This window comes from Sporosarcina sp. GW1-11, assembly GCF_033088395.1.
Classification (GTDB): domain Bacteria; phylum Bacillota; class Bacilli; order Bacillales_A; family Planococcaceae; genus Sporosarcina.
The window spans coordinates 1-14335 of record NZ_JAPMIW010000021.1 but is presented as its reverse complement, the minus strand read 5'-3'; the positions used below and the strand labels follow the sequence as shown (position 1 = coordinate 14335).

Here is a 14335-nt window from a genome sequence, read left to right as displayed (position 1 = left end):
TATTTTAACAGTCTACCTATACTTTTGTCAATTGTTTTATGATGAAATCAACTATATTTTCACAACAAATTTTGATTGACTTTTATTCCGGTTTCAGCATGCCAAATGATGGGTATAGTGCATTTGCAAGCGCAATGAACTCCGGAATTGACAATGTTTCTCCTCTTCTTACAGGGTCAATTCCGACAGCGTCGAATGCTTGCTGGATCAATTCCTTCTTCTCTTTACCTTCAGGCAGAGATGCTTGCAAGTTATTCCACAACGTCTTTCGGCGATGGACAAATGAACCTTGTGTAACGTTGAATAGGAAATCTTCGTCCGCTACATTAGGATACGGTTCTTCCCTACGAGTTAAACTTAAAACAGCAGATTCTACATTCGGTTGCGGAATAAAAACTGTTTTAGGTACAATCATTGATACTTCTGCATCCATATAGTACTGCACCGCAATAGAAAGAGAGCCGTACGCTTTTGTACTTGGCACAGCTGTAATCCGATCCGCTACTTCTTTTTGCATCATAATGACGAGCTGCTTAACTCTAACCTTTTCCATCAAAAACTTCATAATAATTGGCGTGGTAATATAATACGGCAAATTCGCCACGACAACTACATCCTCGTAGTCAGCAAATTGCTCTTCTATTACTTGATGCAAATCTGCTTTTAGTACGTCTTGATGAAGCACTGTGACGTTAGGATATGGTGATAGTGTATCTTCTAATACCGGCAACAGTCGGCCATCTATTTCAAACGCTACTACTTTCCCTGCTTTACGCGCCAAATGCTCAGTTAGCGCACCAATTCCAGGACCTACTTCAATAACGCCTGTAGTTTCTGTTATGTCTGCGTGAGAGACAATATTATACAGCACATTGGAGTCCACTAAAAAGTTTTGCCCCAAGCTTTTCTTGAATGAAAAACCATGTTTTTGCAGTATTTCTTTCGTTCTCATTGGTGTTGCGATGTCTTTATACATCTGTCTTCATTTCCTCCTCGTCGAGAACTTTTATCATTTCATCTAGTTGCACCGGAGTAATCCGAAACATCTCCAAACGTTTTTTAAGCCCTTTGCCGTTCACCTGACCAATTTGTAATAACTCACTCAGCCGCTCTCTCCGCTTTCTAGAGTCTGCGTGACCGATTAGTTTAGCATCTAGTAGCTGCGCCATTGGTATCTCCTCTACTGTATGCTGACTGACCGTATAAATAGAAGCTAATGCATGACGTATTGCTTCATCACTTGCATGTTCAATTCCTAAGCCACGCCCGTTCTTCGCAATGGTTTCTTTCTTCGGAAGAAACGCATGCTTAACACCCGGCACCTGCTCTTCTACAATCGCACGAATACGTCTTCCTGGAAAGTCCGGATCCGTAAAAACAATAACTCCACGTGTCTGTTGCGCAAGACGAATTCGCTCAATAGTTTTATCATTAATAGCAGAGCCGTTTGTTTCAATCGTGTCTGCGCCTGTCGCTCTTTTGATAGCAATAGTGTCTGATTTCCCTTCCACTACAACTACTTCTTCTATATTCACAGGATTCCTCTTTTCTTCTCACGTCATTCTTTCTATTTTACTGTTTTTTCGTATACTGCACAACCATGTCATTCACGTTTAGTAAAAACAGAAAAAACCGGTAAGAAGAGTCACTCTTCTTTACCGGCGAACTATATAATTAGTTAATTACTTTAATCTTCACTTGACGGCGTCCAAATTGATAAGCTGCTTCTTTTGTTGGCATGTGTAAATCGATACGGTTACCTTTAATAGCGCCACCTGTATCTCCTGCAATCGCATAGCCATATCCTTCAACCCAAACTTTAGAGCCTAATGGAATAACTCGTGGATCTACAGCGATCAATTTCATGTTTGGATTTGCGCGCAAGTTAATACCTGTAGCGGTTATTCCAGAACAACCATTACAGTAAGCTGTATAGGCACTTGCATTGGCGTAGAATTCTTTACCTCCACCACTTGGTTCGTTGTTTCGTGATACACCTACGTTTGCACTTTTTGCAGTCTGTGCTTTACTTGTAGACTTAGCTGTATCTGCACTAGCTACTACGACTTTTGCTCCAACATTCACTACTTTATGTGTAGGTTCTTCAATAACTGTTTTACTAACTAGTTCACGTGATACAATTTTTCCGTTCTTTTTCGTTATTTCAAATTTCTGCTGGATCTTACCCTTTTTACCTTCAGTTGTTACTTTTTCTTCACCTTTAAGCATTGTCAAATCTGTTTTTCTCTTTACTTTGAAGTCTGCTGGTACTTCCACAACATCGGTGACCTTTTCTACTCGTGCAATATTTACAACTGCATTAGACGTCGTAAGCAATGCTTTCGAATCGCCTTCTACTTTATCCAAATTATTCAAACGGATATTTTGATCCTTTAAAAAGTCAGCGACAGTGGTCGAAGTGGACCAGTGCGTGCTCTCTTTGCCACCGTCATTCACAGTGACTTGGAATGCTTTCGCAATCGTGATCGCTTGGTTATCTGAAATAGTTGTTGCTAATGCTGGTTCTACTTCGTCGTGTGTGTTGATCTCGATATTTGCTGTCTTCAATACATCTTGTACAGTCTTTTCTGTTGTCCATAATTCCTGAGTGTCTCCATCAAGTGCAATAGAAACTTTTTTCGCTGCTTGCCATTTGATAGCTAAGCCATTCTCAAGCGGTGTATGCATTGCTGGCTCCAAGTAATCATGTTTCTTTACCTGTACATCATTTGCAGCTAATACTTCTTCAACTGTCGATGCAGCCGTGCGTAACTCTATCTGCTTGCCATTAAGATCCATAGTGACATTTTTCTTTTTTCCGTCAATCAATACGAGTGACGTAGTTGTGATGAATAAAGCAATTGCCATAAGTAAAACTGCAATGCGTTTACCCTTCGTGTTCTTCTGTGACATGAAAAATTTTCCCCTTTCATTACTCGGCTGAGTATATAGCGTTTATTTTCACCTGTCAATCTTTTAAACTACTAGTAATTAAAAGTCCACGATAAACTTTTTTCACTAGAGTCTTCAAACTCGGTAACTACTATACCTACACTATACGAAAAAGATGCATAGCGTTTTCAGTAGTTTGCTTAGCGACTTCCTCAACCGATATTTCCTTCAGTCGTGCAATTTCTTCTGCTACTAATGGAATATACGACGGTTCATTACGCTTTCCTCGGTACGGATGTGGTGCTAAATAGGGTGCGTCCGTTTCAATTAGTAATTTGTCTAGCGGAATTTCTGTTGCCACCATTTTTGGCATTCTTGCATTCTTAAATGTTACGGGGCCACCAAGAGAAATTAGAAAGTTCATATCAATACATTGTTTAGCAGTTTCTACGCTACCACCGTAACAATGCATAATACCTCCCACTTCACTAGCATTTTCTTCCTGTAAAATACGAACAACATCGGCTGTTGCCTCGCGGTTATGAATAATAATTGGTAAGTTTACTTCTTTGGCCAACCTAATTTGTTTACGAAACAGTTCTTGTTGTATATCTTTCGGTGATTTATCCCAGTAGTAGTCTAGGCCCGTTTCACCGATGCCAACGACTTTAGGATGTGCCGATAATTCTTTAATCCACTGTAAATCATCTTCTGTGCAATCGACTGCATCAACAGGATGCCAACCAATCACTCCATAAATAAATGAATACCGTTCGATTAACTCCATTGCAATGTCGATTGTTTTTGTATCAAAGCCAACGACAATCATCTTTTCTACTTTTGCATCGATTGCACGTTGTATGACTTCTTCTACATCGTGTTCGTATTGATCTGCATTCAAATGGACATGGGTATCAATAAACATTTCATCTCTCCTCACGCTGTACCCTATTCTATAAGCTTTATTTATTACTTTCTTCTCATTTATATTACATTTATATTACAAGTAAACTATTTATTCTGCTAAGTAGCGAGAAATGTCGGAGCGACTGGGCATATTTTACATTGGCAAAAAGAAGACAAACATAGGCGGCACAAGTGAATTTTCACTTCAGAGAGCATGCACGCCAACGTCGGATCTCGTACGATTCAATTTTACAAGTCCATTTAAATTCCTTTGCAGTTTATTTAATTTCTTATCGCAGTAAAAGAAAAAACTGTAGACAAACTCCGATTTAGAGTTTATCTACAGTTTCTAATATCTACGATGCAGTAGACTTTTCATATAGTTATTTTACTTGTGCACCATTTTCTAACGCTTGATCGACTGTTGCAAGTTTTAATACACCGTCTTTTTGTCCTGCTAGGATCATTCCTTGTGAAATTTCACCACGCAGTTTTACTGGTTTTAGGTTCGCTACAACAATTACTTTCATGCCTACTACGTCTTTTGCGTCGTAGTGTTCGGCGATGCCGGAAACTACTTGGCGTTTCTCATAGCCTAGATCTACTTGTAGTTTCAGTAATTTGTCGGCTTTTGGCATTTTCTCGCAAGCTGTTACGGTAGCTACGCGTAATTCTATATTCATGAAGTCATCAAAAGAAATTTCATTTGATTCTTCTACTTCTTCTTTCACTTCCTCCTCTATTTCAGCAGGTGCAGTAATTGCCATTTGCTGACGGATGAAGTCTACTTCGATTTCAGTTTCTAAACGCGGGAAGATTGGCACGCCTTTATTGATTACTTTCGTCCCTGTTGGAATTCTGTAATCTTCTTGTAATGAATCCCAACGAAGTGAATCTTGTGGAAGACCTAGTTGTTCTACCATTTGCTTTGGTGCATTTGTCATGAATGGTTGTAAAAGAACTGCCGTATGATGAATAGAGAGCGCCAAGTGATACATAACGGACGCTAATTTCTTTCGGTCTTCTTCTGTTTTTGCCAATACCCAAGGCGACGTTTCATCGATATATTTATTCGTGCGAGAAATCAACGCCCATACATCGGATAGCACGACGCTAAATTGCATTTTCTCCATAGAGTTCTCATATTTGCTTACTGTTAATTGAATCATTTCTTGTAGCGACTCATCAAACTCTGTAAGCTCTAAGTCTTCTGTCAAAATTTCACCATCAAAGTATTTGTTAATCATAGAAATAGTACGGTTTAGTAAATTACCTAAATCATTTGCCAAGTCATAGTTAATGCGCTCAACGAATGCTTCCGGAGAAAATACGCCATCTTGTCCAAATGGAAGTTCACGCAATAAGAAGTAGCGAGTTGCATCCAAACCAAAGCGTTCCACTAACATTTCCGGATAGACTACGTTGCCTTTGGATTTTGACATTTTTCCATCTTTCATCATGATAAAACCATGTGCAAACACTTTCTTCGGTAATGGTAATTCAAGTGCCATCAAGAAAATTGGCCAATAAATCGTATGGAATCGAACAATATCTTTTCCTACGACATGAACATCTGCCGGCCAATACTTAGTAAATAATGAATCATCGTCTGACATATAGCCGAGTGACGTAATATAGTTCGTCAACGCATCTACCCACACATAAATTACATGCTTTGGATCTCCAGGAACTTTAATTCCCCAATCAAATGACATACGGGAAACCGACAAGTCTTCTAATCCTGGTTTGATAAAGTTATTAATCATTTCATTTTTACGTGATTCTGGCTCAATGAATGTTGGATTTTCTTCATAATATGCTAATAGACGATCAGAGTATTTCTTCATATTAAAGAAGTACGACTCTTCCTCCACACGTTGTACGGGACGTCCACAATCAGGACAGTTTCCATCGTCTAGCTGTGATTCTGTGAAATATGATTCACACGGTACACATTTCCATCCTTCGTATTTCCCTTTATAGATATCTCCATTTTCAAGGAACTTTTGGAAGATCTTTTCTACAATCTTTTTATGACGATCTTCAGTTGTGCGAATTAAATCGTCATAGGAAATGTCCATGAGTTTCCAAAGACTCTTTGCGATATCAGCAATTCCATCCACATACGTAAGTGGAGAAAGCCCTTCTTCTTCAGCTTTCTCTTGAATTTTCTGACCGTGTTCGTCCATTCCTGTTAAAAATCTAACGTCATATCCACGGAGTCTTTTATAGCGAGCCATAGCATCAGATGCGATTGTCGTATAAGCCGTTCCTATATGAAACTTTCCACTCGAATAATAAATAGGTGTTGTAATATAAAATGTTTTAGATTGATTGTCCACACGAAATTCCTCCAAATAATTAATGTATAGTTTCATTTTATCGGATGTTGTGCAAAAGTGCCATGTTATCAACTAATTCTGTACGATTCTTCTATCTTTTATCCATTTCAGGAAGCATTATGACAACCAAAAACTGACTCGCACCCCACCTTTTACCTATCAAAAAAGTGATAAAAAATAATAGACTTAATTTAAGTTATGATGATTGACGTTTATTGGAAGAGTTGGTATGATAAATAATAGAAAAGAGAATTATGTCGAATTTTGACGAATTTAAATCTAGAGTGCAGGAGGAATTCCTTTCATGAAATCTACTGGAATCGTGAGAAAAGTTGACGAGTTAGGCCGTGTTGTAATCCCCATTGAACTACGCCGCACACTTGGCATCGAGCAAAAGGATGCGTTGGAAATATACGTAGACGACGATAAAATTATCTTGAAAAAGTACATGCCTAATATGACATGTTCTATTACAGGGGAAGTCTCAGACGACAACCTTCGTCTAATTGATGGTAAGTTAATCTTAAGTCCTGAAGGCGCAAAACAACTCCTTCAAGAAATTGAAGAGAAAACTAAGTAATCAAAAAGAATCTTGAACGTTTTTTCGTTCAGGATTCTTTTTTTTCTTCATTAATCCACGTGATAGGCTTGATAGACAATTCGCTTACTTAGTTCTCGTGTTTCCGCAACTTCACGAATAGCATCCTTTGAACGCATTTCCCTCCGCTCCATTATATGCTCGACATGTTCTTTTACAGTTAGATCTGACCACCAGAAATCAACCTGTTCTTCTTGTACATGTTGATTCCCTTCTACTACTAAGCAAAATTCTCCTTTTATCTCATTTGTTTCAGCCCATTCTACTGCTTCTTCCAATGTACCCCTTAATAACTCTTCAAAGCGCTTTGTCAGTTCACGTGCCATGACGATCTTTCGTTCACCACCAAATTGCTCAACGAGTGCTTTTAGCGTTTGTTTAAGGCGATGAGGTGCTTCATAAAATAACAACGTTTCTTCATAGCGTTGTAGTTTTGCCAGTTGTTCTTTTTGTTCCTTTTTTTGTCTAGGTAGAAATCCCCAAAACAAAAAGGGTTGAGGGGTTATTCCTGAAGCAACTAATGCAGTGACCGCGGCATTCGGACCAGGCACCGGAACAACCGCTAGTCCTCGTTCGATTGCTAGTTCTACAAGATCAGCTCCAGGATCTGAAATACATGGCATACCTGCATCACTGACGATAGCTACATCTTTCCCATTTTGTAGATGTTCTATAATTTTTTCTCCCGCCACTCGTGTATTATGCTCATGATAGCTGATCATTGGAGTATGGATATCGAAATGATTACAAAGCTTAATAGTATTACGTGTATCTTCTGCAGCAATAAAATCTGCCTCCTGCAAGATACGAATTGCACGGTATGTCATATCTTCTAGGTTACCAATCGGTGTGCCAACGATAAACAGTTTACCTGCTTCAGTCATCTCAGCACTTTTTTGAGAAGTAATCAATCTGAACGCCCCTTTCGAATATACTGCTCTTTTTGCGAGCGATTCAATTTTTTGAATTGATACTCTTTTTGCATTGCTTGTCTTTTTGTTTCATACCCTTCGTGATATACATAGTGTACAGGCAACCGTCCTCTCGTATACTTTGCCCCTTTTCCTTCATTATGTACACGTAACCGCCGTTCTAAATCATTCGTATATCCTGCGTAATACGAACCATCCTGACATTCCAGCACATAAAAGAAATGCTCACTCGTCACCATACAACAAGTGCCTCACTTCTTCGGTGTATTCTCCGTCTTGCGTGTAGACATACAAAGGTGGTAGGATCTTCAAGTCCGGCTTTCCATCCTTTATTGCTTCAATTAATAACGTATTTGCTTCCTTCCCTTCCTTTGGATAAACAAATCGAATACGTTTTGGTTCTAATCGGTTTTTTCGCATAGAAGTAAGTATATCCATCAATCTTCCTGGACGATGAACGAACGCTGCTTTACCACCCTGCTTTAATAATTCACTTGCAGATTGGACAGCTTGATCCAATGTTAATTCTACTTCATGACGGGCGATTGTATAATGCACACTTTTATTTTTCGTACTGGCATCTATCGCTGGAAAGTAAGGGGGATTGCAAGTAACTGTGTCATACGCTTCAAAGCCTATTTTTCTCGCGATCCCAATGACATTATCTTGCATAATCATTACTTGTTCACCTAACTCATTGTAAGCCACGCTTCTTGTTGCCATATCTGCTAGTCGTTCCTGAAGTTCAATACCTATAATGGTTGATTTTGTCCGTGCACTCAAAAATAACGGAATAGCCCCATTTCCCGTACACAAGTCAACGATCTTTCCCCTATTGATTGGCACCGAAGCAAAGCGAGATAACAATACCGCGTCTAATGAAAATGAAAAGACAGAAGGACTTTGAATAATACGCAAGTCCTCCGCTAATAAATAGTCAAGCCGTTCATCATCTTGTAAATTCACAACATACACTCTCCAATCAAAAGAAAAAGCCAATACCTAAAAATAGGAATTGACCATTTCAGCCGTTCTGTTTATTTAAAAATGACAGACAAAACAAACAATCTTCGCCTTTACGACTACTGCCATAATGCACGTTGCACACATGAAAACCTTCATTGTACAGACGTGCCAGATTATCTACACCTTCGCCAACATCTAGCTTTTTTGGACGCTCATCTCGTGTGGTCTCTTCTATCTGTTGTGTAATCTTATCGATTTCGTCCAGTCGCGCTCGTAAATGATGGTTTTCCAGACGAAGCGAGTGATTTTCTTCAGTCATCTCTGCGACAAACCCAATGAGTTCCCTGAATTGTTTTTGCATGGAGTCCAACTGTTGCTCAAACTCCATTACTCTGTCAAGAAAGTTCACTTCTTTCAACTGTTCCACCTCATCAATTCGTCAAGTGAGCCATTTCCTTCTGCAAATCTTCAATCTCACTCCACGCATACTCAAGTACTCTTTCAAACGCTGGCATATTCACTTGTAGCACACGCTCCAATAAATTCAAACCAACTACTTTTCCTACCCCATCTGGCGTAACAACTTGTTTACCAATATCAGGCATTTGTGCTTTTGCTTCTTCATATTCGTCATTCTCATACTTCAGACAACACATGAGCCGGCCACAAAGTCCTGAAATCTTCGATGGATTCAATGAAAGGTTTTGATCCTTTGCCATCTTAATAGACACTGGTTCAAAATCGCCTAAAAACGTAGAACAACAGAGCATTCTTCCACAAGGTCCAATACCCCCGAGCATCTTCGCCTCATCACGTACGCCAATCTGACGCAACTCAATTCTTGTTCGGAAGATAGCTGCAAGATCCTTTACTAAGTTACGGAAGTCTACACGCCCTTCAGCGGTAAAGTAAAAGACAATTTTATTGCGGTCAAATGTATACTCTACATCTACTAAACGCATATCTAATTGATGCTCTATAATCTTCTCAACACATACATCGAAAGCTTGCTCTGCTTCCTGTTGATTTTCTTTCACACGTTCACGATCACTCTCGTCCGCAAGACGGATGACCTTCTTCAGTGGCAAGACGACATCTTCATCATCTATTTCGTTACTTCGACTAGCTACTTTTCCATACTCCACGCCTCTTGCGGTTTCCACAATGACATAATTACCGATTTCGATAGCCAAATCCAATGGGTCGAAATAATATAACTTACCCGCCTTTTTAAAACGGACGCCTACGACTTTAAACAAACAATAACCCCTCCTGCATAGTAAGCACCAATTGTTCTAGTAAAAGCGTACGATTCATATTTTGATGCAATCGTTTTTTCGCCTGCAAGATGGCATCTATTTTCACAGTTAAACTGCTATACGCATTTTTAACAGAGTATCTGGTGAAGAGTTCTAGTTGATCTGGATACGCAATGGTTGATTGCAACCCAGCTTTCACCGCTACAATATCACGGTAAGCAAAGAGAAGCAAGTCAATCCCTTGTTCGCAATCACTTTTTTCCTTCATCAAAGGCATCCAATCTGTCTGGATGAACAACAAAGCCTCCCCAGGCGATCGTTGTTCAATTGCCTCTACTAATTTTAACACTAATCTCCGTCGCTGTACAAAGGAATCTTCCTGTACCATCTCATAAGCTGCATTCACATTCGCTGTTAACATCGTAGCCGTAGCAGCCATCGATGTTGTAACGCCTTGTGCTATAAGACTTTCCATGCTTTCTTGTCGGTTCATTGGCTGTAAGGATATCCGCTGACAGCGCGACTGAATCGTTGGTAAAATGGATTGGTACGAATCAGTAAGCAAGATTGCTGTTACATTCCCTTCAGGCTCTTCAAGAAACTTCAGTAATGTATTGGCAGCAGACGTATTCATTCGTTCCGCATTCGCTATTACATATACTTTACGTCCTTCCTCATACCCCTTCTTCGTCATCTTCATAATCAAACTGGACATTTGCTCTTTTTTTATATCCTGTCCATCTGGTCTGATCAACATCACATTCGGATGATTACCAGAATCAATTCTCTTACATGAATGACATGTTTCACATGGAACATGTTCTACTGGATTCATGCATAAAAGTAACTTCGTAAAGTAGAATGCTATAGCTTCTTTTCCTGCGCCATTTGAGCCGTCAAATATATAGGCATGACCCATTCGTTGTCTTCTATGAATGGCCTGTAAACGCTTCGTTATTTGTTGCTGAGACTGCAGTGCATGCATAGTGTCCGACATGCAATCTCCTCCTTACCAATTATTCTATAGATGTTGCAAAAAACCCCGTACTACATGTAAGTGTAGCACGGGATTACGTATATAAGTTGATAAGAAGTCCCTTGATTTCTCCTATCTTCGCCAATAAATCAATGGAGGATTGTTCTTCATCTACTAAGGCTTCAGTTAGTTCAATTAGTTTCTCATCAATCGTTTGAACAATCTTCAATCGACGTCCATCGCCAAATTGATTCCATGTATGGGATTGCTTCAATTCAATGCCTGATTCAACTACTTCCTTCAAAAAACGCTTGATCAGCATTTTATATTTTGCCATATCCCGCAAGTTGCGTGATCTTGCAAGTTGATCACCCACGGTTGAAATATCCCCAAAGAGTCGAGTAATTTGTTCACCTTGCAGACGTGCTCCTTGTTGCTCAACCATTTGACCAAAACGAGCATTGCCCGACTGTTGGCGAAGCGGATCTAGAGGTACTTTATCTATTCTCGTCCGTAAATCACCATTGACTTTCATCAATGCTCACCTCAATATTAAAAATGGTGGAACTGTTCAATTGGCAAGACAAATACAGTAGCTCCGCCTACCTCTACCTCGATCGGATACGGTATATATGAATCTGCATTTCCACCCATTGGAGAAACAGGTGCTACCATCTGATCACGTGACCGACAATTTTCACGAATTAAGTCTAACGCTTTTGAGACTAACTCATCCTCTACACCCATTAAGAATGTAGTATTCCCTGCACGAAGAAATCCGCCTGTACTAGCTAACTTTGTATTCCGAAAATCATTTTTAGTTAACGCGGAAGATAATCGGTTACTATCTTGGTCCTGTACCACTGCTACGATCAGTTTCAATGTACTCTCCCCTTTTTCCGATTTCTTGTAAAAGTAGTGTTCTTTCCTATTATATCATGAATCTTTGTGCTTGTTGACTTCTGAACTTATTATTTCCCAAACCTTTTCGACAACTTCAGACTGTGGCTTTTGCGCATCCACTACTCGAAAGCGTTCCACATCTCTGTGCATTACTTCTTTGTAGCCTTTATAAACTAGCTTATGAAATTCTAACGTTTCAAGATCCAGACGATTTTGTTCTCGTTCTTTATCTTTCCAAATACGTTCTAATCCAACTTCAGGTGGCACATCAAAAAACACCGTACAATCGGGCATATGATCCTCTATCGCAAAAACATTGATCGCTAGTACTTCTTCTAAGCCTAGACCGCGCGCAACTCCTTGATAAGCTAATGAACTGTCGATAAAGCGATCACATAGCACAACCATCCCTTGTTCCAGAGCTGGCAGTACTTTTTCCACCAAGTGCTGACGTCGCGCAGCTGCATAAAGTAAAGCTTCTGTCTTTCCATCCATCGCCTGATGATTCGCATCTAAAATCACTTCACGAATTTTCTCCGCAATTGGAATTCCACCGGGTTCACGTGTCACGACGACTGCATGTCCTAATGCTTTTAATCGTGTAGCCACTTCCTGCAATACAGATGTCTTACCTGCACCTTCTGGCCCTTCAAAACTGATAAATAATCCTGTCATAGTAAACGTCCCCTATTCTCTTCAACAACAACTTTAATTTGACTTGTCTTCCGATTGATTGCACCTTGAAAGTGGCTTCCCGCTATTAGTAATGCACCTAACTGCGAAATATGTTCTTGTGATACTCGTTCACCCGCGCATAGCAATGGAATTCCCGGCGGATACGGAACAATAGCCTCAGCAGCTATACAACCTGTTGCCTCATCTATATGCTTCCATTCCGATTTCATTCCAACAAGTTGATTGGGCAGATACACAACAGTTGAGACAGAAAGTAAGGGCATGAAAATATTTGACGGTACTACAATACTTTCGGACTGATTCAGTGAATCCACTGCTGTTCTACACTTCTCAATAATATCTATCTGATTGTCAGTATAACCATTTTTGACGAGAGGTAGTACCCATAAAACTTGATACAAGTCGGCCAACTCCGTATAGATTCCTTGACTCTCTAATGCTTCCTGCAACGAAAAGCCTGTATGTCCTTCCACTCGCACTAATAACTTCAACGCGTCATCCACTTCTACCACACGGATGGTAGGGATACTTCGCAAGCCTTGTAGTAACCTCTTACGATAAACTTGAAAATACGCGGTGTCTTCTTTAGTATAAGACTCCACATATTGCCGTGCATCGTCTAATGAAGCCATTACTACATAGGATGGACTACTCGACTGTAGCATATGCAGATAGTGCGCGACTCGCTCTGTACTCACAAAATCTGAATGAACATGTAAAAACGAACCCATCGTCATAGCCGGCAACGTTTTATGCGCTGATTGTACAACTATATCTGCCCCTAATTGTAATGCACTTTCAGGAAAAGATTCATCCACAATAAAGTGAGCACCGTGCGCCTCGTCTACTAATACGGGGATTTCTTGTGCGTGACAATAAGCGATAATTTCTTTTAACTCTTTATTGGCCATTCCATAATAAGTCGGGTTAGTCAAAACAACCGCTTTAACATTAGTAGGTTGTAAAAGTGCTAATTTCACACTTTCTAAAGTCACATGGCCTGCCGTTTGTGTAGATTCATCCCACTGTGGAGTTAAAAATATCGGCCTCGCTCCAGTTAGTTCTAACGCATGAAATACGGATTTATGCGCATTTCTCTGTACTAACACGGTATCGCCATGCCTTACTGTTGCATATAACATCGCCAAATTTCCAACTGTTGAACCATTAACTAGAAAGAAGCTTTTATTGCTACCATAAAGTTCCGCTAACTTTAACTGCGCTTGCTGAATCACTTCTTGTGGTTCATGCAAATCATCAAGACCCGTCAGCTCTGTTACATCATAGGCTAATGCTTGTCGTAATTCATGAGGTAAACCAGACAATGATCCATGTTTATGACCAGGGACATGAAATGAAACATGTCGTTGTTGACAAAACTTTTCAAGTGCATGGACAAGTGGTCGATCTTCATAATTCATCTGCTATGCACCCCTCCCTTTTAATGAGAACACAAAGAAGCCATCCACTATGAATTCATAGTGAATGGCTTCGCTTGCCTAGCAACGTCCTACTCTCACAGGGGGAAACCCCCAACTACCATCGGCGCTGAAGAGCTTAACTTCCGTGTTCGGTATGGGAACGGGTGTGACCTCTTCGCTATCGTTACTAGACTGTTTGAGTTGTTCACTCAAAACTGAATAAAAGACATTGGGTAGTTCAAGTAACTACTTTTCGTGTTGTCCAGCTAAATCGACCAGATGCTCGTGTCATAAGCCAGCTCGGCTGCGCGGCAAAGAACGCCGCTTCGCCAATCCGTCTTATGCCGGACGCATCTAGACGGTCGATTTAGCTTTTCAATAATAGGTTAAGTCCTCGATCGATTAGTATCTGTCAGCTCCATACGTCGCCGTACTTCCACCCCA

16 protein-coding genes and 1 rRNA gene are annotated in these 14335 nt (G+C 40.1%); 1 reads left to right on the top strand and 16 read right to left on the bottom strand.

The annotated features are described in order from the left end of the window. Positions 1-82 precede the first annotated feature (82 nt). The 5 genes from rsmA to metG form a co-directional block, all read right to left on the bottom strand. Positions 83-976, bottom strand: a complete 894-nt coding sequence (rsmA, locus tag ORD22_RS12170) for a 16S rRNA (adenine(1518)-N(6)/adenine(1519)-N(6))-dimethyltransferase RsmA (protein ID WP_317646292.1) — start codon at positions 974-976, stop codon at positions 83-85. Then, on the bottom strand, positions 969-1535 hold the full coding sequence (rnmV, locus tag ORD22_RS12165) for a ribonuclease M5 (RefSeq protein ID WP_317646291.1): 567 nt from the start codon (positions 1533-1535) through the stop codon (positions 969-971). Before rnmV ends, rsmA begins: the two co-directional genes overlap by 8 nt. A 139-nt stretch (positions 1536-1674) precedes the next feature. After that, positions 1675-2913 carry a ubiquitin-like domain-containing protein gene (locus tag ORD22_RS12160; protein ID WP_317646290.1) on the bottom strand — a complete coding sequence of 413 codons (1239 nt, stop codon included), beginning with the start codon at positions 2911-2913 and terminating at the stop codon, positions 1675-1677. Between the two features lie 136 nt (positions 2914-3049). Further along, positions 3050-3817 carry a TatD family hydrolase gene (locus tag ORD22_RS12155; protein ID WP_317646289.1) on the bottom strand — a complete coding sequence of 256 codons (768 nt, stop codon included), beginning with the start codon at positions 3815-3817 and terminating at the stop codon, positions 3050-3052. Between the two features lie 364 nt (positions 3818-4181). Next, the gene (metG, locus tag ORD22_RS12150; RefSeq protein WP_317646288.1) at positions 4182-6176 is read right to left on the bottom strand and encodes a methionine--tRNA ligase; all 1995 of its coding nucleotides are present in this window, start codon (positions 6174-6176) and stop codon (positions 4182-4184) included. Between the two features lie 268 nt (positions 6177-6444). Here metG and abrB point away from each other — a divergent pair, with 268 nt between their 5' ends. Next, positions 6445-6720 carry a transition state genes transcriptional regulator AbrB gene (gene abrB / locus ORD22_RS12145; RefSeq protein ID WP_317646287.1) on the top strand — a complete coding sequence of 92 codons (276 nt, stop codon included), beginning with the start codon at positions 6445-6447 and terminating at the stop codon, positions 6718-6720. Between the two features lie 50 nt (positions 6721-6770). Here the strand turns inward: abrB and rsmI are convergent, their stop codons facing one another. The 11 genes from rsmI to rrf all read right to left on the bottom strand — a co-directional run bounded on the left by rsmI (position 6771) and on the right by rrf (position 14083). Continuing rightward, complete coding sequence (gene rsmI, locus ORD22_RS12140) at positions 6771-7646, bottom strand: 16S rRNA (cytidine(1402)-2'-O)-methyltransferase (RefSeq protein WP_317646331.1); 876 nt, start codon at positions 7644-7646, stop codon at positions 6771-6773. Continuing rightward, positions 7646-7909 carry a GIY-YIG nuclease family protein gene (locus tag ORD22_RS12135; protein WP_317646286.1) on the bottom strand — a complete coding sequence of 88 codons (264 nt, stop codon included), beginning with the start codon at positions 7907-7909 and terminating at the stop codon, positions 7646-7648. The genes rsmI and ORD22_RS12135 overlap by 1 nt, the downstream gene beginning before the upstream one ends. Further along, positions 7896-8636 carry a tRNA1(Val) (adenine(37)-N6)-methyltransferase gene (locus ORD22_RS12130; RefSeq protein ID WP_317646285.1) on the bottom strand — a complete coding sequence of 247 codons (741 nt, stop codon included), beginning with the start codon at positions 8634-8636 and terminating at the stop codon, positions 7896-7898. Before ORD22_RS12130 ends, ORD22_RS12135 begins: the two co-directional genes overlap by 14 nt. Positions 8637-8694: 58 nt before the next feature. Continuing rightward, positions 8695-9054 (bottom strand): DNA replication initiation control protein YabA, encoded by a 360-nt coding sequence (gene yabA / locus ORD22_RS12125; RefSeq protein WP_317646284.1) that lies wholly within the window; start codon positions 9052-9054, stop codon positions 8695-8697. Between the two features lie 13 nt (positions 9055-9067). Then, on the bottom strand, positions 9068-9895 hold the full coding sequence (locus tag ORD22_RS12120; protein ID WP_317646283.1) for a PSP1 domain-containing protein: 828 nt from the start codon (positions 9893-9895) through the stop codon (positions 9068-9070). Continuing rightward, positions 9888-10892 (bottom strand): DNA polymerase III subunit delta', encoded by a 1005-nt coding sequence (gene holB / locus ORD22_RS12115; RefSeq protein ID WP_317646282.1) that lies wholly within the window; start codon positions 10890-10892, stop codon positions 9888-9890. The genes ORD22_RS12120 and holB overlap by 8 nt, the downstream gene beginning before the upstream one ends. A 73-nt stretch (positions 10893-10965) precedes the next feature. Then, the gene (locus ORD22_RS12110; protein WP_317646281.1) at positions 10966-11406 is read right to left on the bottom strand and encodes a YaaR family protein; all 441 of its coding nucleotides are present in this window, start codon (positions 11404-11406) and stop codon (positions 10966-10968) included. 17 nt (positions 11407-11423) lie between these two features. Continuing rightward, positions 11424-11753 carry a cyclic-di-AMP receptor gene (locus ORD22_RS12105; protein WP_099689048.1) on the bottom strand — a complete coding sequence of 110 codons (330 nt, stop codon included), beginning with the start codon at positions 11751-11753 and terminating at the stop codon, positions 11424-11426. Positions 11754-11807: 54 nt separating this feature from the next. Continuing rightward, a complete protein-coding gene (gene tmk / locus ORD22_RS12100) occupies positions 11808-12449 on the bottom strand; it encodes a dTMP kinase (protein WP_317646280.1) in 642 nt (213 codons plus the stop codon). Next, positions 12446-13891: an aminotransferase class I/II-fold pyridoxal phosphate-dependent enzyme gene (locus tag ORD22_RS12095; RefSeq protein WP_317646278.1), complete on the bottom strand. Its 1446-nt coding sequence runs from the start codon at positions 13889-13891 to the stop codon at positions 12446-12448. The genes tmk and ORD22_RS12095 overlap by 4 nt, the downstream gene beginning before the upstream one ends. Before the next feature lie 76 nt (positions 13892-13967). Then, positions 13968-14083 (bottom strand): 5S ribosomal RNA (rrf, locus tag ORD22_RS12090). Positions 14084-14335: the final 252 nt, after the last annotated feature.